Below are 25533 nucleotides of genomic sequence, written 5' to 3' on the forward strand. Positions count from 1 at the left end.
CAGGATCTCGCGGCACTGGTCTCGTCAGCCAATGCAGCCTCCACCCGCCCACCGGTAACGGTGCTCAGGAGGCCAGATCATGAGATGCCCTTGCTCCTGGTCGTAAGGAGCCGCCAGTCCCGCGTCAGTGGACACCCTCACAGGTCGCAGGGGCCTTGATCCCTGATAACACTCAGCATTCTTGGCGGGATGACGTGAGGGAGAGATCGGTAATTTATGGAGGACGGCTATGCAACTGCGCGAAGTACAAGGGCCACCACGCCCCTTGTTGGAACAGCAGATTCCGCCCCTACCCTACCCGGTCGCGGCGCTGGGCGATCTATTGGGGCCTGCCGTGGAACGCATGGCAGATGTGATCGGCGTGCCCTGCGCCATGGCCGCGCAATCCATTCTGGCCACAGCAGCTCTGGCCAGCCAGGCGCACGCCAATGTTCACCTCGACGGCCGAATCTATCCGTTGTCGCTGTACTTGCTGACGGTGGCTTGCTCGGGTGATCGCAAAAGCGCGGTGGACCATGTTGCGCTGCAGGCCGTACGCGACTGGGAGAGACAGCAGTGGATCGCCTACGGCGAACAAATCAAGGCGCACCGAGCTGCGATGAGCCTCACCGCGAAATCGCCAACCTCGAAAAAGTCAGCACAGCTAGCGCTGGACGCCCAAACTGACCCCGTCCAACCGAGACTGCTCAGTGCTGAGCCGACCATTGAAGGCCTGGTCAAAAGCCTCTGCCATGGTTTGCCGAGCATGGGGCTGTTCAGCGATGAAGGCGGGCAGTTTTTGGGCGGCAGCACCATGAGCAAGGACAACATGATCAAGGCGATCACTCATTTGTCGACGCTGTGGGACGGTAGCCCGATTGATCGCGCGCGCGCGATGGCTGGGGAAAGTCTGCGTGCCTATGACCGCCGCCTTAGCATGCACTTGATGCTGCAACCCCGCCTGGCCGACCGCTTGCTTCAAGACGCTGATATCAAGGACCAAGGCATCCTGGGGCGCTGCCTGATCAGTTGGCCCGAGCGCCTAGTTGGACACCGCCTGTACAAAGCCATCGACCTGACCCGAGATCCAAAGGTGCACCTGTACCATCAGCGCATCGCCGCGCTGATGCAGAAGCCTTGGTCACGCCATAAAGATGGTGGCCTCAACCCTGCGGTCCTGGAGTTGAGCCCCCGCGCCCGTGAGGCTTGGATTGCCATTCACGACACCATTGAATGCGAGTCCGGGGAATTCGGTGAGCTGGTCAACGTGCAAGCTGCTGCGGGCAAAGCCGCCGCGAACGTTCTACGCATGGCCGGTGTGATGGCGGTGGTTGAGGAGTCGACTGGTTTGGAAGAAGTGCACATTCAGCGCGCCTCTACCTTGATGGATTACTACCTGGCCGAGAATCAGCGGCTGACTGAACAGGAACCACTGAATAAGCTTCGCGCAGAGGCAGATTGCCTGCTGCGCTGGTTGGTACAGAAGAATTGGCCTCCTTTCAACATCCGTGACCTCACGCGCAAAGGCCCTCGCTTTGCCCGTAAAAGCACCCCACACACCGCCGCGTTGCTGGTGATATTGATTGATCATCGGTGGCTGAACACCGACGGAAAGACATTCGAGGTGCGCCATGTTCCGCCTCACTGAGGCCGTACGCCGCTATCGGGCGCAACATCACTCCCCGACCGAGCTACGGCGTGTCGCCACCACCGTCACCACTTTGTCGCCACGTGCCAATCCAGGTACGGCGGGGGTTGTCGCCAGTGTCGCCGCTGTCGCCACTCCAACATCTGAGTCAATCGAGCTCGTTCGGCTCATCGAGCAGTTGCGAGACGAAGGGGCTTTGCTGCAACGCAGCGAAAATGCCCTCCTCATCCGCCCTGCACACTGGGGACAGTTGGACACCATCGGCCCCCACTGGAAAGCCCTGCTGCTGCTCCTACGAACCAACGATCAAGGTGAAGACAATGGCGCTGGTCGGTCGGCGTGACGGTCGCAATTTTGGCTACGGTCGCCAACTGAGCTACGCCGGTCGACAGGCACTGGAAGATCTGTTTGCCGGCGGCCACTTCGCCACCGTCAAAGCACACAGCGATCGCTGGCAAGCCTTCGTGCGCTGGTGCCGATCGGAGGGCGGCCCCGGTTACAACGATGCACGCCAGATTGATCGACAGACGCTGGAGGATTACGTCGCATACCTGCGCCAGCAGATCCAGCAAGGCGAACTGTGCATCGCCACCGCGCAAAACCGCCTGAGCAGCGTTAACCGAACCCTCGCCGCGCTGCGCGGTGATCAGGACGTGAGAGTCATCAGCCCAAGCCAGGCGCTGGGACAACACCGCTCCAACGTACGCACCCGTGTGCCGGACGGCCAAGATTATCAGGACGTAAAGCGAGTGGCGCTGTCGCTGGTGGAAGACCAACACGAACGGGTGGCTGCTATCATCATGTTGGCCCGGACTACCGGTATGCGTCTACGCGAAGCAATCCTGGCGGACCTGCCACGACTGCAAAACGAAGCCGAACATTTAGGTCGCATAAACATTCAGGACGGTACCAAAGGCGGCCGCTCAGGCGCTTCAGCGCCGCGATGGGTTATAGCCAATGAAGATGTCAAGGCAGCGCTGCAGTTGGCTAGTCATGCATCGCCGACTCGCAGCCGCAACTTGCTGGCCCGAGACGAAAGCTACGCCGTTTTCCTGCAACAGACTGTACTCCCCGCCCGCGAAACGCTGCATCAACAAGGGCTGAAGGGCTTTCATGAACTGCGAGCGGCCTACGCCTGCGAGCGTTATGAGCAACTCACTGGCCACGCCACGCCGGTCAATGGCGGTCATTGTTATCGTATTGACCGTGATCTTGATCAACAGGCGCGCAAACAAATCGGCATGGAGCTCGGGCATAAACGGATCGATGTGGTGTCGGCCTACATTGGGGGCCGTGCGTGAGCAAGCCGTTCAATATGACGCTGTTCCTGAGCGGCGTACTGACCGGCTCGAAAGTCACGCAGCAACGCCACATACGGCAAGCCCGAATCATGCAAGCGGCCATTCAACAACGATGGCAGCGAGGCAATCCATGGACCTGGCAGCTCAAGCATGTGCGCTGGTTCCTGAACGACCACCTGAAGGGGCATTCCGATGATACGAGGTACTACTACCGGCGCACGGCCCTACTAATCTGGAAGCGATTAGGAAACGCTCGAGAATTGCTGACTCGCCCAAACATTCAATCGTAGCGTTTAAAGTCAACGGCCACTTAAATCAGTGGACCCGCCTCCAGGCTGACTTGATCTTTATCCTAACGCCGTCACTCTCCTCCTGATTGTCTACGGGGGCTATAGTACGCACTACGCGGATCTTGTAGATGCTCGAAGTCCCACTCTTCGATATCTCCAGCTCCTCGCCTTCTCTAGCTCCTACTTCGCGAAAGTATTTCGTCATGTAGGTAATGCGATACTCGTTGCGAGTCCCGCCGTCATCATGCAGTTTGTTGTTGTAGTAAACGAAACGAAACTTTCGTACGGTACCCGTTTCGTCCTCACACTCGATCCAAGCGTCGGGATTCTTGACAGCGGGGTCCAGAGGGGGCAGAAATGTAAGCAACTCCCCTTCTGTTCGTGGGACGAGGATGCCACCTTGATGGCCGCCGGTGGAGCCGACGTCATTGGCACTGAGTCTCTTGCTGAAGGTTCTGTTAGTCATGATCTTTCCGGAGTTATTTCTAAGGCCCGCTTCAAGTCGGTTGCATCTCTGGACGAAACCGGAACACTTTCGTTCGCCAATTCACTTTTCCAGAGTGATCTGTCAATCATCACTTCCTCTACGGTGTCCTTGTAGAAAAGGCGGTAGATGGTCACGGGCTGTGTCTGGCCACGACGGTGTGCCCTCGCACTAGCCTGTGCTTCCAGCGCAGGGTTCCACACTGGAGTGAAATGGATTACAACCGTAGCAGCAGTGATGTTCAGACCGGCACCAGCGGCTTTAGGGTTCAGCACCAAACACCCGGGCCCGTCGTGATTTGAGAAATCGTCAATGATTGCCTGGCGGTCTTGTTGGGGAGTCGATCCATTGATCGCACCCCAGTAGGCATTGGGAAGATTTTGGACTGCCTCCATCAACAGGTCGCCTATCCTATTGAACAGCGCAAACACAATTACCTTTCGCCCGTTAGAGAATGCCTCACGAAGCAGGCTTACAGCACGCTCCATTTTTGGGGTCATGAGAGGATGCCTAGCTGAACGGAGGACGCCAGACTCATCCCCGTCGTCGTCATCGTCGTCTTCATTCTGCCGCAGCCAAGGATGTGCGCAGACTAGCTGTAGCTGGAGCGTAGCAACCAAAGCTCCCGCTATAGGGTACTTGGCCAAGGTAGCGGCACGTACCATGAGATAATGATCGGCTAGCAAATCGTCTAACTCTAACGGCAGATCAATATTAATTCTTTCCGGAAGGTCACTCGCTACATCAGCCACTCTACGCTTGAGGATGATCGGATCCGTGAAACGCCCAATGGCCTGCGCCGATTCGAGGCTGTCCGGGTACGCTGCCTCAAATTCTCGTCTCGACCCCAGCAAGCCAGGAATGGCAAAGTCAGCCAGTGACCACAAATCAAGGAGACTGTTTTCCACTGGCGTGCCGGTCATTGGAATGGTTCGCCGGCGCGGGATCGATGTGACTGCATTTCTACGGTTCGAGTCCGGGTTTTTGATGGCTTGAGCCTCGTCGCAAATTACCCAAGACCATTCAAACGACGAGAAGATCGAAATGTCGTTGACCATTGTGTCGTAGGTTGTAACGACGATACTTGTCCGCTGTAGCTCTCGATAGATGCCTGCCCGATTGCCCCCCCGGTGAACCATCACCGTTAATCCAGGGGCGAAGCGCTCGAATTCACGTACCCAGTTGGCAATCAGGCTGGTGGGACAGACTATCAGGGCAGGGGATTCCGCCTTTGGCGGGTCCATCAGCAACAAGGCAATGATCTGAAGGGTTTTCCCCAGCCCCATCTCGTCGGCAAGGATCAACCCGCCCGTATGTCTTATGGTGTCCCACATCCAACGGACGCCACGCGACTGGTAGGGGAACAGCGTTGCCGTAAGCCCCGGGATTGTTATCTCGCTGTCGAGATTTTCGGCAGCGGTTCTTCCAGCCAAGAGAAATCCCTCTTCGGCCTCGACCCGCATGGCTTCATCAGAGTCGCGGACAAGGCTGATTGCCTGGCTGTATGAAAGATTGTCGGGAGACGACCCATTCAGCATCTTCTCGAAAAGGATGGCTGCATCTCGTGGAAGAGGCCGAACAGTGGTTCCGTCCATGACCCATGCATGGCGATTGCTGGGAGCACGATACACATATCGGTTTCCTCTCAGCAGGCGCACACCACCAAGACGCGCGACAATGTTGTCCCCAGCCTTGCCGATGATGATTACGGGCTCGATCAGGCGATCCGAAAGCATGAGACCTTTCGGTGGGTTTGCCTGCAGTGACTCGAAGGTCTCTGGAAGTTCGACAGGCTCACTCATTGCAACCGCTCCTCAGTGCCTTCAGTTCCTCGATGCCGAATGGTGTTGGGCGCCTTGTGTGAAGCGCCCGATGACAGGTGGGGCAAAGTGGTACCAGGTCGGTACGTGGGTCATAGGGACGTGGCTCAACAAGCGATGCAACCGGTTCAAGATGGTGGACCTCGATTATTGACCCCGCCTCCCCGTAAACCCGTCGCGGCTCGAGTCCGCAGACCACGCAGCGCTCTCCGTGGATGCGGATACACAGAAGCCTGTTGCGCGGATTTCGCTCCCTTCGCTGCACGACTGACTTAAGAATGGCACCCTCGAAGGCCGGAACCTCATCATCGATTTCCTCCTCGATGACGTCGTATCCAATGAGCTCAGCCATTGCAGCCATCATGGGAACAATAACGTCGCGACAGATGGCGATGATCGCAACGTCCTCATGTGGATGGTCCTGATCCCGGATTAGTGCAGTCATTCGGAAAGAGCCGGACGTAACAGTCCAGTCGGAGATGCTCTGTCCGGAGATCTCCACCGCGATATCTGATCGGATCGAGGCGATCAAAGCACGCGCCAGCTGCACATCCTCCGAGGAAGCTCTGCGGATCTGTCCGATTATCTCTCCTGAGAAGCTGCCAAACGACAGACCGACACTATGCCCCTTCAAGCCATAGGGCTTTAGCTCAGCAACCGGGCCGTGCTTCTGGTCAAGATCTCCGAACCATATACGCAGCCCTGATCGACGCCCGCTCTTGTCGACTGCAGCGGCAATATCGGCCCCCGTTCCCTCTTCCAGTTCCCTCAGGATCAGATCTTTCTTCCCTGCGATCATTCTCAGTTTTCTTCTTCGATCATCAGGTCAGACGGAGCAGGATCGGCGACATTACGCAGGAGCTTGCGCAAGTTGTTCGAAATTTCGCTGCGGATATCCTCGAAAATGGGCTCCAACTCCTCGTTTGTATTGTTTTGCTCTGCAGCGGCAAACGCCCAGAGAAGCAGATCCATGCCCTCAACCGCAAAACCATTGGCAGCGGCACGCTTGTAGATCTTTTGGTAGAAATCATGATGCTTGTTCAGCAGTACTGCAGGCATATGACCGCTTTCCCCGGCGCTACGCAGTGCCGGCTGCCAAAGCTCTCCGGTATTAATATCTTCCACCGCATCGACATACACGGTATCCGCGCTCACATTGCTTTGGACGGCAAGCTTGAGCTTGATCTTCGAGCCCATATTGTTGGAAATGATTGCCGATTGGGTTGTAGGGTCGACTGATGTCACCTGAGCCTTGCTGGCGCTGCCCGTGTCTGCAATGTTCTTGTTTGCGCTGGTGTGGTCGATCTGACGGACATTGGTCTGCTCGCGATTCTGCCTTCTGGCACGTCTTTCCGCCTCTCGGTAGATCGGCTGCAGCAGCTCTTTCAGGCCCTCCTCAAGGTCCGGATGGAATAGGATCCGGGACTTCTTCACGTCAATCCGGAAGGCATCATCGAGCTCGTGGCCGAAGTCGAACTCAATCCGCAACAGCGAGGTGTGCGGCTCATTTGCTCCGAAGACATCCATCCAGCTGCCGTCCTGAATTAGGCGACCTTCACGGTAGACGTAAAAGCCTTGGGCTCGGTTGGATATGCGCGCATAGGTTTTTTCCTCGTCCTTAGTCATTTCACTGCGGTGGGGCAGAATCCATGCCCGGATGTTCGCAACCTCTTCCGAGCCGTCTGGCATCTCCACTAGAAGCTTCTGCTTCTTCTCGGCAAGGACCTGCTCCGAGCGAGCAGGGTAAAAGGGATTCCAAGGATCGACCGGGATCTGATTGACGAATATGGACACGTTGTGTTCCCGATCGTCGGTCTTGTCAAGAAATCGGTGATAAACGAGCGATAGGTGTTTGACTAGGCTTTGTGCAAGCCGGTTAATCGCATCCCGTTCCCTAACGGAGCCGGGCTCGTAATCCTTGGTCAGGATCCTGTCACACTTTTCCCAGATCAAAAGGGTGCCTTTGGCACCGCACAGCTCCTCGAACATTTCCTGCTCATCCGAGGTAACCGGCTCCTTGAGCATCTCCCACTTTTTCTGCTGGGCAACGTAGTCAAGATCCCATGCCAGCTTCGCCAGCTCCTGGTCCGGACCCTTACGGGAAATCAGTGTGTACTTGAGGCAGACAGAGCTGGACGCTGTCTTTAGACCAAGCCCGAATTTGCCAAGGCTTTCTGGATTTTCACGCTCCGGAGCTCCGTAACGCATGGCCCGGTGGATGCCCTGCGCATCCATGCCGTCTCCGTTGTCGCCGAAATAGACAAGCTTTCGGCCATTTTGCCGCAGGGTAATCTCGACATTGACTTGGTCAGCCTTGGCGGCAATGGAGTTGTCGATGATGTCTGCAGCCGCAGTCCTGAAATTGTAGCCTGTATCCCTCAGACCGAAAATCAAACGGGGTGCATCGGGCTCATTGATCAAATCATTCACATCGAAATCCTTTTATCTTGGCTTCTACCGTTAAGTCCCAGCGCCACGAGACCCTGCACCAGACGAAAATTCGACCCAGTATAATTGCACTTAGCCACCGCAGGCCAACTCACTCTCCTAGCTTTGCATGAAGTATCCACCGAACTAGGTGCCGGGTGATGGCGCGGCAGCTTTTCCACGCGCAGCCTTAACGCACGACAACAGACGAAGCTTCTGCTCCAGCCTGCTCAACGTTTCGGGCCCCTTCCTCAGCTGGCATTCCCAAATAATCAAAACACTCCAGCCTGCAGCTTCGAGAGCATTGATGTTGGCGAGATCCCTCGTCACGTTTTTCTGGAATTTCTCGCTCCAGAATTCGGGTCTCGTCTTCGGGGTCGTTGCGAAACGGCAGCCTGGGTGACGGTGCCAAAAGCACCCATGAACAAAGATGCAAACCTTCAGACGAGGAATCACGATATCCGGTTTGCCGGGAAGGTCCTTACGATGGATACGATAACGGTAACCTTGCCTATGCAGGAAACGCCTGACGACCATTTCGGGGCCAGTGTCCTTGCCACGTATGGCAGACATCATTTTGGAGCGAGTAGCGGAATCCACCGTGTCCATGTCAGTACCATACGTGTGAAGAGATGTACATTTGGTCCGCCCGTTCTGCAGGGTTCAGGAAACGATGCAGGTATCAGATTTCCGCGTTGAGTAAGGCACCAATCGAGATCAGGGGCCAATTGAGTAACAGCAATTTGAAGAGGAAAATACTGTATGCATATACATGAAAAGGTCTTTGAGGTAGATTTTTGCTCCTGAAGGTTTCTCCAAAAATTGCTTCACATCTAGGGATATTGGGATAGTATAGTGACATCTCGTCACAGATATGACCCAGAAGATTTTTATGAATTGCGTCGAAAATGAACAACCTTTTTACCGAGACGCGACTAGTCCGCTGGCGGATCGACCCGCCAGCCAGACCGGGAACGACTTGGTGCTGCTGCAGCAACTGCTCGAGATCTATGATCAGGGTTTCTTGGCAGGAATCCTCAACGAAGCGAGCCCAGGGCATTGGTGCCGCGAGACCATCAACCGCTGGCACAAGGGCAAGGCATCGCCGAAGCTCTCCTACGTTGAGCATTCGCGTCTAAGTGCGCTGCTGCCGAGAAAGATCGAAGGCGAACGCACCTTTACGTTCATCGATCTGTTTGCTGGCATCGGAGGCATTCGCAAAGGCTTTGAGGCGATCGGTGGCGAGTGCCTGTTTACCTCCGAGTGGAACAAGTATGCGGTACGTACTTACAAAGCCAATCACTACTGCGATCCAACTCGCCATCGTTTCAACCTAGACATCAGGTCGGTGACACTATCCGACAGGCCTGAAATCAGCGAGGACGAGGCATACCGCAATATTGATATCGAAGTACCAGATCATGATGTGTTGCTGGCAGGTTTCCCTTGCCAGCCATTCTCGTTGGCGGGCGTATCGAAAAAAAACTCGCTGGGCCGCAAGCATGGGTTTGAGTGCGAGACTCAGGGTACGCTTTTCTTCGATGTCGCCCGAATAATTGCGGCCAAGCGTCCTGCAGCGTTTCTCCTTGAAAACGTGAAGAACCTTAAGAGTCACGACAAGGGCAATACATTTCGGATTATCTGCGAGGCTCTGGATGAGCTCGGCTACGAGGTGGCTGATGTAAATGCTCCCAAGGGCGCCGATCCAAAGGTCATCGATGCCATGAAATTTCTGCCTCAGCATCGCGAGCGGATCGTGCTGGTAGGCTTCAGACGTGATCTGAACGTCCATCAGGGCTTTACGCTCAAGGACATCGTTAAGCACCAGCCAGCGCAACGACCCTCGTTTGGGGATCTCTTGGACAAGGATGTAGACAGCAAGTACATCCTCACACCCAAGCTATGGGAGTACCTCTACAAGTACGCCCAGAAGCACAAGGAGAAGGGCAATGGTTTCGGTTTCGGCCTGACCGGCCCCAATGGCGTGGCCCGTACGCTTTCCGCCCGCTACCACAAGGACGGCTCCGAAATCCTAGTTGATCGCGGATTCTCGGACAAACTTGAGTTTCATAGTGAGCTGAACCAGATGAACCGACCGCGCCGACTCACACCACATGAATGTGCACGCTTGATGGGTTTCGACAAACCAGGTGAGAGCAACTTTGTGATTCCTGTCTCGGACACTCAGGCCTACCGTCAATTTGGAAACTCCGTGGCGGTTCCTGTTTTCGAGGCGGTGGCACGAATGATGAAGGACCGCATCCTGGCTGCCAAGGCAAAAGTCCAGGACGTGGAAAGACCGCAGCTGGAAATGGCACTTCCGAGCTAACTGTCACAGTTTCAGAACTGCAGTCGCCTAGAAAGGGAGTATCACGCCTTGGTTATACTCCCGCGCCGAATCGGGTACTTCAGTTGGCCAAATATTGCTTTGCCGACTGTGCACGATTGATCCCGCAACCGCACCTGCCCTACTCGCTCCTTCACGAGCTGTTGCCACTGCTGGAAAGTGGCTGTTTGAATGTGTCAGCGTTACGCTGGAAACGGGAATCAACTCCATGCAAGCGGCAACATGTACAACCACGCAAGCTATATCAGAAGCGGATATTCGCCCGCAGGTATAACATCCACCCTATAGGGGAGGCGCGCTAATTGGGACGCCACTCATAGATCAGTGTTCGCGTATCCACTTGTTGATTTTGATTCGGTGAGGCTCATCTTCGTCCCGATAACCAATGTTCCGATATTTTTCTAATGTCCTGAGCGCGAAGACGCACTGTTTTTCGGATGGTAACCGGTTTGGAATAACGGCGCAGACTTTCAAGATTCCATCTTCCTTTATAGAGATAAGAGCTTTATCTCGGGCCCATGCCCTCAATCGCCCCCAGTACTCCCCTCCTAAAGATATTACCTGTGATTGCGCCTCAATACCGGAAACTATAGTTTCTTCTCGCTTCTGTTCCTGTTCTGCGGACTTTAGCTCGGCTAGAGTTACAGTGCACCGTGCGAGTGAAGCACCATAGGTAACCGCCGTAGTTCTAAGACTCTCCCAACAAGCCTGTTTTTTTGCCCACTCACTGATATTTGTCAATCCATGTACGGGATGCATAATTACAGCCGTTGCAAATTTTGCAGCACTTAACAGTACACTTTCTAAATCTGACGAGACGCTATGATTGCGCCACACGGAGTCAAAGTCTATCGAAAGCCCCTCTTCCGCGACATCCGACGACAACTTTGCGATAGCATAGGCAACAATATTTGCGCGATAGCCACCTGGATACCACTCCTGCCTTGGAACTAGCTTCTCCAAGTATCTAAAAATGATTAATTTTGCTATCAGACGCTTGTACCACAACTCATTAAAAAACCCTTCCCCCTTCAACCATTGCGCACCAATATCTTTGGCGAAATCAGAAAAGTTCTTTTGAGCGCCTTTACTTACAACGTGCGGAAGCGCCTGAAAACTAAACTCCGCTTTTGCCAAATCAGTTTTGGTAAAAAATTGATTTTTTGGATACTCGATATCAAATCGCTTTCTTTCTGCTTCAGATCGTTTTGTTCGCTCCACGAGATATTGCCCACGAGCGCGCTCATAAAACCATTTCGTATCGCGAGAATCACTCTCGACTGGCGTGAGAGTGCGTCTGGAGTAATCTTCCATGCGGATGTGGAAGGGGTGATTTGAAAAGAAATCCGCAGCGCTTACTTTGTTTTGGCTATTCGCAAACTCAGAAATTTTAGGCACAAGCTCTTCGGCCCTTGCAGACGGCACAACTGTAAGCTTCATCTGAACATATACTTCCTTCAACGCATCAGGGCTTATGCGTTTTGCAGCATGAATAGAGGCTGTAGTCTGCCCTCCGTTCACGATTTGCAGATTCTTTATCGATACCACTTGACTCCCGCCGACTCCTGAGCTCTCTAGCTCTATACTATCAGCGGTTGCCGACAACCCATTGTTATACGAAAAAAACAGCGCCGGATCAGTTTTTATGGTATCTCGAATATTCTTATTTACTTTCCCCTTTGCCTGCAAAAAACTCCTGACATTAGACTCCAGCAACCTTGCGCCCCATTTCTCATAGATCTCCGCAAGCTGGATACCAGGGATCACCATAAGATAACTGTCTAACTCTCCACCACCGTTGGAAGCTGCCAAAGCTGGTATCGCCCCTCCAAACGCGTCGCGAAAATTTATATTCAGCACCTCACGCGCCTGCAGAGAGTTTTCGTAACGATAGAGCCTAGATAAATCCCAAACATTATAAGTAGCGGAAACCCCTCCGATTTCCCCTGCGGTCACCGCATCCGTGCGAGCACTGTAATTTGCATTTGTCACGTAAATTAGTTTAATTTTCGTTGTCGCACTCCATGCTTCGGCTATCGTGGATGCAAGCCCGGCAACCGGACTACCGGGGGGTAGCGACATACGGAAATCAGACTTCCATGACAATGTAATGAAATTCCTCAGATATCCGAATGCTCGTTTTGCATCCTGTGCATTAATCGTTTTCAATTCACTTCCATGAAACTCCGAAACAATTAGACTCAAAACGCCATCGGTGTCTCTTGGGTCACCGCCACTGCCATCCACTCTAATTGTCTTATTGCTGACCACAACATCAATGAATGCACGTTCGGAGGTTTCGATCTCCCCAACCGCCTCCAGACGCTCTGTCATCAGGTAGAAGAACGCATCTTTTTCCAGATCGGCTTCGCCACAGTATTCAGTATCACGCTGAACATCTGCACAAATACTTAAATTAAACTCCGCCAACTTATTTTTTTCAGATGCCAAGACATCTTTTATAAGATCAATACTCAACGAAGATGAACCCGCAACTGCCTCTTCCGCACCTGAAAACTTATCCACTTCTATCATCCCTGCATGTCGTGCCAGCAAACAATATTGGCGCTCATATTCGACATGACAACCTATAACGGCCAACCTATCGATATACTATTAGCACATCGCAAGACTATGTTATACAGATTGGAAATTCAACAGCTTTTACTCGGACTAAGACCCCTGTTGTACCTAGGCTCAGGCTGCCTGCTACCTGCGTGGCCTTCCGGAGACGGCAGGCATCACCCAATAAGCAGTAGCGACCGCACTCGGCATGACGGACCGGGCTATGCGCTACTACTTGAGCAGCCAAGAGTCGGCCACCTACCGACCGGCGCCGCTATGAAATCCAGTACGCACTTGAGCAATTGGCTGCATACGCCGCCGAGAAGCGAAGCGTCAAACGCGCCTGCCTGAGCAGGTCGCAGGCCACCGCATAACCACCAACTTGGATAATCTGTGATTTGATCTGCCCGATGCATCAGATCTCAGAGGATGGCAAATGAACAAAGCATTCCAAAGGGTATTCCCAACAAATAAAACAATTATAAAAACCCATAAAAATTAATAGGTTACGCGCCATATTCAGCTCACCCCGGCACTTACCGCGCGCCGCCCAACCATTCTTGCCACCTTCAGCGCGAAGCCCACCCAACTGCATCACTACCCCCTCTGCATTCCCCCTGCCCGAGCCTTACCCCCCACAACCATGGCAAACCGCCATCAAAACAAGGTAAATTCGCCACATAAATGGCGTCAACAATCGCCACCCCGTTCAAAAAGACAAGGACGTAGCGATGCCCACCCCCAGGTACTCCCTCCTCAGGCACCTGTCCCCAAAGCACGCGCACCACTTCTCCCCACAGGCGCTACTCGCAAAGCCGCATGACCGTGGATAAGGAGTAGTACCCATGCCCCAACCTTTCCGCTTCCAAAGCGCACGCTCTGCCGGCTCCAGCACCACAGAAGCCAACATCTTCATCCACGGCTACAGCGCCGGGCATACCGATGAAGACAAGCAGCTCCTGCTCGACAGAATTCCCGAGCAGCTAACGCACTACACCAACATCTTCGCGTTCTGGCCTTCGAATCACATCTTTCGGTTCGACAAATCCTCAGCCTGGAAGCTTGCAGCAGCAGGCCTGAATGCCGGCGCGGCCTTTACCGGTGCCTCCATGGGCTCTCTAGGTCTTGTGGGAACGCTCGCCAAGGATCGGATGGGCAACTTCACCCAGGCCCGTGCACGCGCGGAAAGCATGGGCGCGGTGTTGCTGGACCAACTCCAGGCGTACCTGAGCAGCCACCATCCCCACATCAAGAGCATCAACCTGATCGGCCACTCGCTCGGTGGCCGGCTGGTCATCAGTACCCTCAAAAACTTCTCCAAACGGCAGCAGTTGGCCATCAACGATGTGTTGCTGATGGCAGCTGCGGTCGAGGTCACGGCCATCGAAGCACGCAAGATGCGCGGCGTGCTTCAGGGGCGGTTGATCAATGCCTATTCGAAAGCAGACAAGACCCTGCTGCTGAACGTGGGTGAAACCTGCTTGGGGCGTAACGAGGTCGAGCACTTCGAAAGCATCGAGATGGAAGACTTCGGCCACACCGATTACTGGGAGCGGCTGCCCGAGGTGTTGAGCAAATCACGTTTCAAAGCAGGCCTGCCGCCTTCCCCGGCACCCGCTCAACCATCCGCTCACGCCAAAAAGCCAACCCGCGTGCTTACACAACCCGCCAAAGCAAACACGATGAAACTTGAACTGAACAGCCCACGTGACGTTTACCAGCAAATCAACGATGAACTGTCACTCATCATCGCTGAGCTGAAAAATGCCTCGGACGACGAAGCCTTGAACCAGGCACGCGAAGAGGCGCTCCAGCGTCTTGGCCAGCATCGCACCGCGCTGTATGAACGACTCGCCGAGCTGGAAAAGAACGCAGAGTGGAACACGTTCACCATCGCCTTTTACGGCGAAACCGGCGCGGGCAAATCCACCCTTATCGAAACCTTGCGCATCCTGCTTCAGGAGCCTGGCAAGCGGGCCAGCCAGCAGGCATTCCGCAAGCTGCGCGAGCAATATGGGGTGACGGAAGAAAACCTGCAGCGCCTGCAACAGGACATTGAGCAAGCCGAAGCGCGCCTTGGTGAACTGACGCAACAGCTGAATGCCACGAGGCAGCAGTTTGAACTGCCGTTCAGCGAGGCCCAAAGCGCCCTCGACCAAGCCAATGAAAAAGCCAATGAGCTGACTCAACGGCTTGGCGCTGCACTTGAACAACACGAGCAAGCGCACAAGGACGCATTATCGGCCGTCACCCGACTGCATACGCTGCTCGCCACACGCAAAAGTACCGCCTCGCTCTGGCAAACGCTCTTGGGCCTGTTCAGAAAAATGCCGGAAGAGCTCGAGCTGAATGCAGCCACCGCGTCGCTGACCGAAACCACTCAAGCACGCGATAGCGCTGCCGCGACCTTTAACGCCGAACAGCAGAAGACAAGCCAAGAGCGCCTTACGCTGGAACGGCAGTTGGTAGAGGTAACGACAGCACGTGACCAAGCCTGTGCGGCGCTTGCCACCCAGCAGACACAGGCAACACAACAGCATCAGGCACTTGTGCAGCAGCGCCTTGAAAATGAAAGCCAATTGGCGGACTTGGTGGCCCAACTGCAGCTCCATGCCGATGGTGAAATCATCGGTGACGGCCAAGCCGACTACACCCGAACGACACAGCGCTATGAGTTCGAGCTGGACGGCCAGCCATTCGCGTTGCTGGACGTACCAGGTATCGAAGGAAAGGAAGGCTTGGTACTCGACCAGATTGAGCGCGCGGTGCAAACCGCTCACGCCGTTTTCTATGTCACCAACCAGCCCGCCCCCCCTCAAACGGGCGATGGGCAGCATCAAGGCACACTGGAGAAAATCAAGCATCACCTGGGGGCGCAAACCGAGGTCTGGACCATTTTCAACAAGAAAATTACCAGCCCCAAGCACTCCCTGGGTAACCGACCGTTGATCTCCGACGATGAACGCATCAGCCTTACCGGGCTTGACGAGAAGATGGGCGAACAGCTTGGCAAACACTATCAGGAGGTGTTCCCGCTAAGCGCGCTGCCAGCATTTCTTGCTTCAACCGATCACCTCGCGCCGGGGTCACAGAATGCCAAACGGCGCAGCAAAGCGCTTGAAGACTTCGGCGCTGACGAGTTGCTGGAAAAGTCACGACTGCGCGCCTTCCTGCAACTGCTCGGCGACCGGTTAATCCATAACGGCAAAGCCAAGATCGTCCGGGCGAACTTCAACAAAGCCAATGATGTGCTTAACCAGACCACCACGACGCTTTCAGGCGTGCAGCAAACCTTGGGCGCGCTGTCGAGAAAGCTCTCTCAAGAAGAGCAAAGTGCCAAAAGCCAGCTGAACAGTAGCTTCCAAGCGCTGAAAAAACGCTTGGAATCCAGTGGCGAAACCTTGATCGACACGTTCGCCAGCAACGTGCGTAACAGTGTGTATGCGCAGATCGAAGAAAATATCAGCAACGACGCTTTCAAAAGCGCCCTGGCCGAAGCACTCGAAGACCAGAAGCATCAGCTGAGCGAAAAACTGCCCGACGCCGTGAACGCTGAAGTTGGCAAGTTCCAAAAGGCGGCCGAAGATATTCTCAAACGCTTCGAAAAACATGCTCAAGAGCTGACCACAAGCTACGCAAAGCTGGGTAGCTTGCGCTTCAACGAGCATTTCAACCTCAACATAAAAATCGATAACGGCATCAAGGTCATGGGATTGCTGGCCAGCCTTGTGGGGATCGCAGCAGCACCGTTCACTGGCGGTGCCAGCCTGTGGGTCGCTGGTGGGGCAGCACTTACCTTCCTGATCGCGGTCGGCAAAGCGCTTTGGAGCGCAATCGACAAGGACTACAAGAAGTCACAGCAGCGTCAGGCCACTGATAAAAACCTGCGCAGCGCCACCGAGCAACTGAGCGACACGTTGCGCGAGAGCCTTGATAGCGCCCTGGAGGATATGCAAGGGACGATCGAGCAACTCGACCTTGCGCTGGAAGCTCCGGCCAAACAGGCTGCCAACCAGGTGAACACACTGTCTCGCTCGACCAACCGCCTGAAAATCCTCTCTCGCCAAATTGAAATCGCAGGAAATCTGTAATGGAAAACACCCTAAAGACATTCAAGGCCCAACAGACAAGTGCGCTGACACTGCTCGACAGGCTGCAAGGTTTTCTCGCACAGGGCGCACAGGCGGGTATACCGATTGACCCTGCGTTAATCAGCAAGCTGCAGAATGTCATCAACAGCATGTCCGGTGAAAAACTCAAGGTCGCGTTGATTGGCGGCTTCTCGGAAGGCAAAACCTCCATTGCGGCGGCCTGGATGGAAAAACTGGACAGGTCGAGCATGAAGATCAGCCACCAGGAGTCTTCCAATGAGGTGAAAGTCTACGAGGTCGGCGAAGACTTCGTGCTGATCGACACCCCCGGGCTGTTTGGTTTCAAGCAACAGGAGAATGCCGAAACGCACACCATCGAAAAGTACAAGGACATCACCAAAAAGTACGTGAGCGAATCGCACCTGGTGCTTTACGTGATGAACTCGACCAACCCCATCAAGGAAAGCCACAAGGATGACCTGACCTGGTTGTTCCGCACCTTGGACCTTCTGCCCCGTACCGTTTTCGTCCTCAGTCGTTTCGATGAAGTTGCCGATGTAGAGGACGAGCAGGACTACCAGTCCAACCTGCAGGTAAAACGCAAGAACGTGGCAGGTCGCCTTCGCGAACAGATCGGACTGACCGATCAGGAAGAAGCCGAACTGTCCATCGTCGCAGTCGCTGCCAACCCCTTCGACATGGGCGTGGAGCACTGGCTGGCCAACCTTGAGCAGTTCAAGGAGCTGTCGCATATCGCTACCTTGCAGACGGCCACCACTGGCAAGATCCAGCAGAACGGTGGCAGCGCCGCACTGGCCAACGAGATGCGCGCCAGCGTAATCCGAGACGTGCTCAACAACCAACTGCCTGTTGCCATCGAGAACGACGAGAAGGTTGCCCAGGAAGTTGGCCGGCTTGAAGAACTCAACACGCGTCTGGTCAATCAACTGGCCGTGACCGGGCAGCAGATCGAAGAGGCGCGCATCAGCCTGCGCAACTTCGCCACGCGCTACTTCTCTGACTTGATTCTTCAAGCCAAAGGTTCCAGCCTGGAAACCTTCGGCGACTTTTTCGAGCGTGAAATCGGTGCTGAAGGCATCATCGTGTCCACCCGCCTGCAAAACGAATTCAGCCGCCAGACCCAATCGATCACGCTCGAAGTTGAAAAGATGCAAGTTGGCTTCGACAGCGAGGTCAACCACTTCAATACCACGGTCAAGGCACTGGGCAAACAAGGCATCAACCATGTGCTCAAAGGCAACCTTATCAGCAACACTACGGTATTGGCCGCGCGCGATGGCATCACGACAATCGCCAAGACGGTAGGCATGGATATCGGCAAATACCTGAAGTTCAAGCCGTGGGGTGCTGTGAAATTCGCCAAAGGTGCCAACGGGGCCCTGGCCTTCGTAGGCGTAGCGCTCGAAGCCTGGGATAGCTGGGAGCAATACAAGCGCGAAGAGGCATTCAAGAAGTCTGTTGCGAACATCGTCAGCAACTTCGAACAACAGCGTCAGGACTTCCTTGACCTGGTGAACTCCGAAAGCTTCAAAGAAAAGTTCTTCCCCGACTATCTGCAGCTCAATTCGCGCCGCCAGGAACTTCAGGCCAACGTAGATGAAAGCCGTGTCCGTCAGCAGCGGTTCCTGGCATGGCGCAATGAGGCAGAAGCCATCGACGCCGAATTCAAAAGGTTGAGCTAACCCGCCTCAGATGCCCGCTGCATGCAGCGGGCACACTACAAACACGGCTGGTTACCAAGCGGACGCACACCGCCGTTCCCAACGTCTTCCTTGCCCGCTATTCAGCTAGCCCCTCGCCGCGCCAAAAACTCCGCTACAGCAGCCTCCAGCCACCCCGCCGCTCGCATCTTCAAACCGGTGCTACCGCACCGCGGGCACACCATAAACCATTCACTCGGCCTCAATGCATCGCTACGCGGGGCGATAGTCTTCTTCCAGTTGCAGTCTTCACACACCAGCGTGAAGGGCTTTGGTTTTATCGGCATGAATGCCTACTCCTATAGAACGTTACCAAGCATCACTGCCCAACCGGCATCACCCCCTGCAACAACTCCACCTTGCGCCGCAACTGCGCCACATGCTCCCGCTCCGCCCGCACCGCCGCCCTCAGCTCACGGTTCTCCATCTCCCAAATCTGCAACCAGCGCAAATCCTTCTGGCAGTGCTGTACCTTCTTGCCAAGCTCCCCCAGCCTCAACCCCTGCTGAATCAGCACCAGCAGAATGATCCCCATCGACACCAGGGCCCCCGTCGCAACCACTTCCGGCATTGTCATGCTCATATCCTTTGCAGCCCCCGATGTATTCCGAAGACGAGCCAAAGATATGTAATGCAAAACTACACGTCCAGAATGTAGACTTATACAGGTAAAGTAATCGCGCACATGGAGAGGGTATGAAACGCAAGCAATCCATCGAGCAGGTACGCTGGGACCTGGCACTTCGCTATCGCCTGATCGAAACCGTTGCCTGGTGGGAAGGCCGGCTGACCACGGGCCACCTGATGCAGAGCTTTGGCATCAGCCGCCAGCAGGCGTCGAAGGACATCAATACCTACATCACCGAACATGCGCCCGAAAACTTGACGTATGACAAGCAGATCAAGGGCTATGTACCGAGCGAACAGTTCGAACCGCTGTTCATCGACAACAGCGCCAGCGCCTATCTACACCTGCTGTACCAGAACAATGAACGCGCGCCGCACATCGACGGGCTGGCGCTGGCTTATGCGCACACCCGGGTGCTGGAGGTGCCTGACCGCCCCATTCGGCCCGAGGTGCTGCGCCCCTTGCTCAAGGCCTGCCGTGAAGGCCGGCGGCTGGAAACCGAATACGTGTCCTTCAACACCCCCAACGTCGAGGTGCGCCTGATCGCCCCGCACACGCTGGTGTACACCGGCATGCGCTGGCACGTACGGGCTTACTGTGAAAAAAACGGCCAGTACCGCGACTTCGTCCTCAGCCGACTGCGCGGGCAACCAGACTTGCTCGACGCCTCGCCGAACACCCGCGAGCAGGATGAAGACTGGAATGTCGAGGTGCCAATCATCTTCGAGCCTGATTGGCGCTTGAACGCGGCGCAGAAGGCAATCATTGAAATTGACTTCGGCATGACGGATGGGCAATTGGTGGTGCCCAGCCGCAGGGCGTTGGTGAAGTACGTATTGCAGCGGTATCAGATCGACCACCGCAACATGGCGATACTGCCCGAAGCCCAGCAACTGGTGGTCAGCAACCTCCAGGCGCTGGACCCGTGGTTGATGAAGTACTAACGCCCGGATGTCGGGAGCAGGGGCAATGCTCGCCACGTTGCGGGCGCTAAGCACTGCCCCTCGGCTTACCAGCGATAACTCAACTTGGCCGTAACCTCCCGCCCCGGGTTGTAGTAGTTCGCCGTCCCCGACCCCACCACATGCTGTTCGTCAAACAGGTTGCTCACATTCAGCGCAAGGTCCGTCCCCTTGGCAATCTTGTAGTTCAGCGCCGCGTCAAACAGTGTGGTGCCGTCGCTTTTCTTGGTGTTGGCAGCATCCATGTAATAGCCACCCACGTACCGAGCCCCCAGACCAACGCTCACATCCGTGTTGGCAATGTCGTAGTAGCTCCACAGCGAAGCCGTATGCTTCGGCGCCACGGTGAATTCCTTGCCCTTGAGCGAAGTACCGTCATACAGCGCACCGCGCAGCACCTCCGTTTCCATGTAGGAATAGGCACCGATGAGGCTGAGGTTTTGCGTAACTTGCGCCTTGGCTTCCAGGTCCAGGCCACGTGCACGCGACTCACCCACCGTCTGCTGCTCGATGATGCCGCTCGGCAGCACGACGGCGATGGTGACGTTTTCCTGGGTCAGGTCATAAACGGCAGCAGAGAACAACGCGTCCATGCCCAGTGGCGAGTACTTCACGCCCACTTCGTACTGCCTGCCGGTCTGCGGCGTTACGCCAACCTGCGGAGGCGAAACCGACTCCACCATGCTCACGTAAGTGGAAACCTCATCGTTGACGATGTACGTCAGCGCGCCACGGTAGGACGTTTCAGAGAAGTTGTCGCTTTGCTTGTTCACCCCGCCGACGTACTCCGTGCTGGACAGGTCCATGGAGTCATTACGCACACCCGCTGTTGCGATCAGGCGGTCATAGAAGGACAGGTTCTGCTGCAGGAACACGGCCTTGGTGGTGGCGTCGTTTTTCTTGCGGGTGTAGGGCGTAACGCCGCCCGGCACGCCGGTGAATACCGGGTTGGCGATATCGATGGAGGGCGCCAGGCTGTAGACGGAACTCTGTCTGGTGGTCGAGTCGAGGTACTCCACACCCACCAGGGTGCTGCTGTCGATGTGCTCGAACTGGGCGTCGTATTGCAGCATCAGGTTGCCGTTGAGCTGATCGGCATCGCTGTCAGTTCCGAACACATAGCGCGGGATGGTGGTACCCACCCGCGAAGCGCTGTCGCTCAGGTAGACATAGCCAAAGTCATCGCTTAATTCGCTGTAGCGCAGGTTACCGCGCAGCGTGAAGCCGTTATCGAAGTCGTGGGTGATGTTGCCACTGAGGCTGGTGCGCTCGACATCGTGGAAGTTGTAGCCGGGCTCGCCGTAGAAGTCGCTGCGATCGTATTCCTTGTCCAGAGGGTAACCACCGCTGTTTGGCGAGCTGTTGGTCTTCAGGTAATCGAGGATCACTGTGGCCGAGGTGAAGTCGGTAGGTGCCCAGGTCAGCCCGCCCATCACGAAGCGGCTGTCGTCCTGCGAATGGTCGTACTCGCGGTCGCTGTTCTGCATTTTGGCAGTGAAGCGGCCCGCTAAAGTCTGTTCGTCGTTCAGGGCATCGCCCACATCGATGCCGGTCTCGGCATGGTCATAGGAGCCGTAGGTCACGTAACCCTGGCCAAACCTTTCGAAGCGCGGCTGTTTGGTCACGAAGTTCAACGAGCCGCCCGGGTCTGCCGGGCCGAACAGGGTGGAGTTGGCGCCTCGCAGAATTTCGATGCGCTCGTAGGCGTAAGGGTCTTCGCGCACACCCCGCATCGAGCTCAAGGTCAGGCCGTCACGGTACGTGGTGGCCTGAAAGCCGCGGATCTGGAAGTAGTCGTTGCGGTCATCCGAGCCGTAGAAGTCGCTAACCACGCCAGGGGTGTATTGCAGCGCCTCTTCCGTGGTGCTCACACTGCGCTGCTGCATTTCCTTGTTGGTGACCACAGACACGGAAGCTGGTGTGTTGAGGATGCTGGTCGCTACCTTGCCACCTACCCAAAGCTCCTTGGCAACCACCGAGTTGATGTCGTCATCGGCACTGGCCTTGACCTTGGCGTTGATGATGATGGGCGCCAGGCGGTAATCCTCAGTCGCACCAAGCTCCAGCGGGCCGGCAGGTTTTGGCTGCGGCACCACCAGATAGGCACCCGGGCCTTGCTGCTCAGCCTGAAGCTCGGTCCCCTGCAACAACGACGAGAGTGCAGCCGACGTGCCCAGCGTACCCTGCACGCCCGCCGTGTTGCGGTTGGCGATGCTCTGTGCATCGTAGGACAGGCTGATATCAGCCTGGCGCGCAAAGTGGTCAAGCGCCGGCGCCAGCGGGCCGCCAGGAATGTTCCATTGCTGGACCTGGTTGTTGTGCTCAGCGTTTGCAGCTTGCGCAAGCGCAGGCAACGCAGCGCTGCTGACAACCAGGCCCAGGAAAGCAGCGTGCACAGCACGGCTCAAAGGATGGCGCTGTGAAACCGGGGTAGAACTCATTCTCTCGCTCCGTAGGGGGTCGGCGGGGCGGCCTGTAATCCGGCCTTGTTTACAGGCCGGACGAGAATGAGAAATCACCTCATTTATTTTACGACACTATCAGCACGTCCTGCCGGGTGGGCAGCGGGCGGTTCAGCAGCACGCCAACCAACACCGCAAACAACAGCGCGGCAACACCCGCAACCTGCAACACGGCCTGAAAACCACCCATGAAGGCCTGCCGCGCAACGGGAGCTACTGCTTCACGTAACCCCGGGTCGATCAACGCCAGCGCTGCCTGCAAGTCCCCTGCGGCAACCCGCGCGGCCATCGCAGCAACCTGGCCCGTTTGCGCGGGGGCTACAGCAGCCATGGATGCGTGCAGCAACTGCCCGCTGCGCGTAGCCAGCACACCGCCGAGCACGCCAATGGCCAGCACGATCGCGCCAAACCGAATGGTGGTACTCAACCCCGAGGCCATGCCGGTTCGCTCACGCGGCACACACGCCATGATGTTCTTCTGTGTATCGCCATTCAGCAGGCCGGCACCCGCGCCCAGCACCAGGCTGGCCAGGGCGAATGCGCCATAGCCGCCGTGGCGCGTGGCCCAGGCACACAGCAGGTTGCCCGTGCCCACCAGCACCAGGCCCAGTGCAAATATTTGCGCCGGGCTCATGTGGGCAGCCAGGCGCATACCCAAGCGCGGTGTCAGCAGCATGGCGATGGCGAATGGCAACATGCCTGCGCCAGCCGCCAAGGGTGACAGTTGCAAGCCGCTCTGCAAGTAAAGCGGCAGCAGGGTCATCATCACCTGGGCGCAGGCTGCGTAGGCGAACATGCCCAGCAAGGCACCAACGAAACGCCCGCTACGCATCAGCTGCAGGTCGATCATCGGCCGCGTCTGGCTGCGCTCCACCATGATGAACAGGCCGAACAGGAAGGCACTGATCACCAGTCGACCGAGGGTTTGCGCGCTGCCCCAGCCCACCTGGTTGGCATCGATCATCGCCCAGATCAGGTAGCCCAGGCTGCCGGCGAAGGTCAGGCTGCCCCAAGGGTCGAGCCGCGCGGCGGCGCTGTCGCGAGATTCCTCGACACTGCGCAAGACCATCACCGCCAGCAATGCCACCAACGGCAGGTTGATGTAGAAGATCCAGCGCCAGCCCAAGGTGCTGGCAATCACGCCACCCAGCAGCGGCGCCAGGGTGATGGTGGCGCCCATGCAGGCCCCCCAGAAGGCCCAGGCACGCATGCGTTCCTGGGGTTCATGAAAGCGGTTGCCGATCGCCGCCAGGGCCGAAGTCAGCAGCAACGCGGCACCAATCCCCTTGGCGGCCCTGGCCAGGTCGAGGAACAGCAGGTTGGGCGCCGCACCGCAGGCCAGCGAAGCGATGCCGAACAGGGCCAGGCCAAGCAGCAGCATGCGCCGCCGGCCGAAGCGGTCGGCCAGGCTGCCGGCAGGCAGCAGGCAGGCGGCGAAGGCCAGCAAGTAGGCACTGACCACCCACTCGATATCGGCGAACGAGCCGGACAGGTCACGGGCGATACTGGGCAGGCTGACGGCGACAATGTTGGTGTCGAGGATGATCAACGCACAGACCAGGGAGGCAGTGAGCAGGGTAAAGCGTGCAGAGGGGGCAGGCATGGCAGGCTCCAGATACGGGCTGGTCGCCGCAGCGCCAGCCTTGTAGTGTTGGCCTCACCATAACGCCGCCAACCCCAGGCCTTGTTAGCCCAGGCGGCCTGCGTCATTACCCTGTAGGTAACACCCATGGAAATCCGCCATTTCCGCTATTTTCTCTGCGTTGCCCGCCACGGCCATTTCACCCGGGCCGCCGAGCAACTGGGCATCGCCCCGCCTACCCTCAGCCGGCAGATTCAGGACATGGAGCGTGAGCTGGGCGTACGCCTGTTCGAACGCAACCAGCGGGAGGTCAACCTGACCGCTGCCGGCCAAGCCTTGTTGATCGAGGCCGAGCACGCCGTGCGCCAGTTCGACGCCGCACAATTGGGCGCACAACGGGCCGCCCGTGGTGAAAGCGGGCGCATCGAACTGGGCTATGTGGCTTCAGCCGCCTACTCTGGCATGCTCCAGCAGCAAGTCGCCCGCTACAGCGAAACCTGCCCCGGCGTGCGCCTGAACATCCGCGAACTGCCCATGGCCGAATTGCCCGGCATGGTTCGCGATGGCCTGCTCGATCTGGCCTATGTGCGCTCGCCAATGGAGTTGCCGGAAGAACTTGATGCCATCGCGTTGCATCAGGAAGGCTTTGTTCTCGCCCTGCCCGCCAGCTCACGCATCAACGAAGTGCCGCACGTTCCGGCCGCACGCCTGGCCAATGAAACCTTCATCCTGCCGGAGCAGATTTCCGGCACGCTGGAGGTGGCGGCACAGGGTGGGTTCGTTCCCCGCCTTGGCCCGCAGCCCGGCAGCCTGGTGGCGGTGATTACGCTGGTATCGCTCGGGCAAGGTGTCGCAGTGGTCCCAGAATCGGTGGTGCAGCGCATCAACCTGCCACAGGTGAACTACCGCCGTATCGTCGATTGCCAGGCCAGCTCTTGGCTCAGCCTGCTTCACAGGCGTTACGAAAAAGCACCGGCGGTAAAGCGCTATGTGGAAGGCGTGAAATGCGGTGCATGACCAATGTTCCTGTATGGCCATGCGTGCTTAAAACTCACGCTCATCATGCTGCTTGCACTACCCAAGAATGATGAGGTTGTGGCTCCAGGACAACTGTGTCAGCAGTGCTGACACTTTCTCATCACCTCGATATAGATCGTAAACTGCCGCATCCTGGACAAATTCAAAAAAACAAAGGGCCCCCATCCACAGGTGCCCTTTGTTTTACA

18 protein-coding genes are annotated in these 25533 nt (G+C 56.4%); 9 read left to right on the top strand and 9 right to left on the bottom strand.

Annotated elements, in window-relative coordinates:
- Positions 1-229 precede the first annotated feature (229 nt).
- From APH36_RS09795 to APH36_RS09810, 4 genes are read left to right on the top strand one after another with little or no spacing between them, the layout of a single operon-like run.
- Complete coding sequence (locus APH36_RS09795; protein ID WP_060498459.1) at positions 230-1627, top strand: YfjI family protein; 1398 nt, start codon at positions 230-232, stop codon at positions 1625-1627.
- Positions 1611-1970 (top strand): hypothetical protein, encoded by a 360-nt coding sequence (locus APH36_RS09800; RefSeq protein ID WP_060498460.1) that lies wholly within the window; start codon positions 1611-1613, stop codon positions 1968-1970. The genes APH36_RS09795 and APH36_RS09800 overlap by 17 nt, the downstream gene beginning before the upstream one ends.
- A complete protein-coding gene (locus APH36_RS09805; RefSeq protein ID WP_060498461.1) occupies positions 1948-2928 on the top strand; it encodes an integrase domain-containing protein in 981 nt (326 codons plus the stop codon). The genes APH36_RS09800 and APH36_RS09805 overlap by 23 nt, the downstream gene beginning before the upstream one ends.
- Positions 2925-3218: a hypothetical protein gene (locus APH36_RS09810; RefSeq protein ID WP_060498462.1), complete on the top strand. Its 294-nt coding sequence runs from the start codon at positions 2925-2927 to the stop codon at positions 3216-3218. The genes APH36_RS09805 and APH36_RS09810 overlap by 4 nt, the downstream gene beginning before the upstream one ends.
- Positions 3219-3243: 25 nt before the next feature.
- Here APH36_RS09810 and APH36_RS09815 read toward each other — a convergent pair whose 3' ends face one another.
- From APH36_RS09815 to APH36_RS09835, 5 genes are all read right to left on the bottom strand, one after another.
- Positions 3244-3684 (bottom strand): EcoRII N-terminal effector-binding domain-containing protein, encoded by a 441-nt coding sequence (locus APH36_RS09815; RefSeq protein WP_060498463.1) that lies wholly within the window; start codon positions 3682-3684, stop codon positions 3244-3246.
- Positions 3681-5504: a DEAD/DEAH box helicase gene (locus APH36_RS09820; RefSeq protein ID WP_060498464.1), complete on the bottom strand. Its 1824-nt coding sequence runs from the start codon at positions 5502-5504 to the stop codon at positions 3681-3683. Before APH36_RS09820 ends, APH36_RS09815 begins: the two co-directional genes overlap by 4 nt.
- On the bottom strand, positions 5497-6321 hold the full coding sequence (locus APH36_RS09825; protein WP_060498465.1) for an HNH endonuclease: 825 nt from the start codon (positions 6319-6321) through the stop codon (positions 5497-5499). The genes APH36_RS09820 and APH36_RS09825 overlap by 8 nt, the downstream gene beginning before the upstream one ends.
- A 2-nt stretch (positions 6322-6323) precedes the next feature.
- On the bottom strand, positions 6324-7952 hold the full coding sequence (locus tag APH36_RS09830) for an ATP-binding protein (protein WP_060498466.1): 1629 nt from the start codon (positions 7950-7952) through the stop codon (positions 6324-6326).
- 144 nt (positions 7953-8096) lie between these two features.
- Positions 8097-8558: a very short patch repair endonuclease gene (locus tag APH36_RS09835; protein WP_060498467.1), complete on the bottom strand. Its 462-nt coding sequence runs from the start codon at positions 8556-8558 to the stop codon at positions 8097-8099.
- A gap of 265 nt (positions 8559-8823) precedes the next feature.
- On the opposite strand from APH36_RS09835, the gene dcm reads away from it, so the two are divergent.
- Complete coding sequence (gene dcm, locus APH36_RS09840; RefSeq protein ID WP_232535921.1) at positions 8824-10278, top strand: DNA (cytosine-5-)-methyltransferase; 1455 nt, start codon at positions 8824-8826, stop codon at positions 10276-10278.
- A 339-nt stretch (positions 10279-10617) separates the two neighbouring features.
- On the opposite strand, the gene APH36_RS09845 is transcribed toward dcm, so the two are convergent.
- A complete protein-coding gene (locus APH36_RS09845; RefSeq protein WP_218187322.1) occupies positions 10618-12822 on the bottom strand; it encodes an AIPR family protein in 2205 nt (734 codons plus the stop codon).
- Between the two features lie 884 nt (positions 12823-13706).
- Here APH36_RS09845 and APH36_RS09850 point away from each other — a divergent pair.
- Complete coding sequence (locus tag APH36_RS09850; RefSeq protein ID WP_060498468.1) at positions 13707-16952, top strand: DUF726 domain-containing protein; 3246 nt, start codon at positions 13707-13709, stop codon at positions 16950-16952.
- A complete protein-coding gene (locus APH36_RS09855; protein ID WP_060498469.1) occupies positions 16952-18655 on the top strand; it encodes a LeoA/HP0731 family dynamin-like GTPase in 1704 nt (567 codons plus the stop codon). The genes APH36_RS09850 and APH36_RS09855 overlap by 1 nt, the downstream gene beginning before the upstream one ends.
- Positions 18656-18992: 337 nt before the next feature.
- Here APH36_RS09855 and APH36_RS09860 read toward each other — a convergent pair whose 3' ends face one another.
- A complete protein-coding gene (locus APH36_RS09860) occupies positions 18993-19250 on the bottom strand; it encodes a hypothetical protein (RefSeq protein ID WP_060498470.1) in 258 nt (85 codons plus the stop codon).
- A 119-nt stretch (positions 19251-19369) separates the two neighbouring features.
- Here APH36_RS09860 and APH36_RS09865 point away from each other — a divergent pair, with 119 nt between their 5' ends.
- On the top strand, positions 19370-20245 hold the full coding sequence (locus APH36_RS09865) for a WYL domain-containing protein (protein WP_060498471.1): 876 nt from the start codon (positions 19370-19372) through the stop codon (positions 20243-20245).
- 65 nt (positions 20246-20310) lie between these two features.
- On the opposite strand, the gene APH36_RS09870 is transcribed toward APH36_RS09865, so the two are convergent.
- Both APH36_RS09870 and APH36_RS09875 read right to left on the bottom strand, forming a co-directional pair.
- Positions 20311-22704, bottom strand: a complete 2394-nt coding sequence (locus APH36_RS09870; protein WP_060498472.1) for a TonB-dependent siderophore receptor — start codon at positions 22702-22704, stop codon at positions 20311-20313.
- Between the two features lie 88 nt (positions 22705-22792).
- Positions 22793-24328, bottom strand: a complete 1536-nt coding sequence (locus APH36_RS09875; RefSeq protein ID WP_082426363.1) for an MFS transporter — start codon at positions 24326-24328, stop codon at positions 22793-22795.
- A gap of 126 nt (positions 24329-24454) precedes the next feature.
- Between APH36_RS09875 and APH36_RS09880 the strand changes: the two genes are divergently transcribed.
- A complete protein-coding gene (locus tag APH36_RS09880) occupies positions 24455-25324 on the top strand; it encodes a LysR family transcriptional regulator (protein ID WP_060498474.1) in 870 nt (289 codons plus the stop codon).
- Positions 25325-25533 lie beyond the last annotated feature (209 nt).

Origin of the sequence: Pseudomonas sp. NBRC 111133 (genome assembly GCF_001320605.1) — a bacterium.
Classification (GTDB): domain Bacteria; phylum Pseudomonadota; class Gammaproteobacteria; order Pseudomonadales; family Pseudomonadaceae; genus Aquipseudomonas; species Aquipseudomonas monteilii.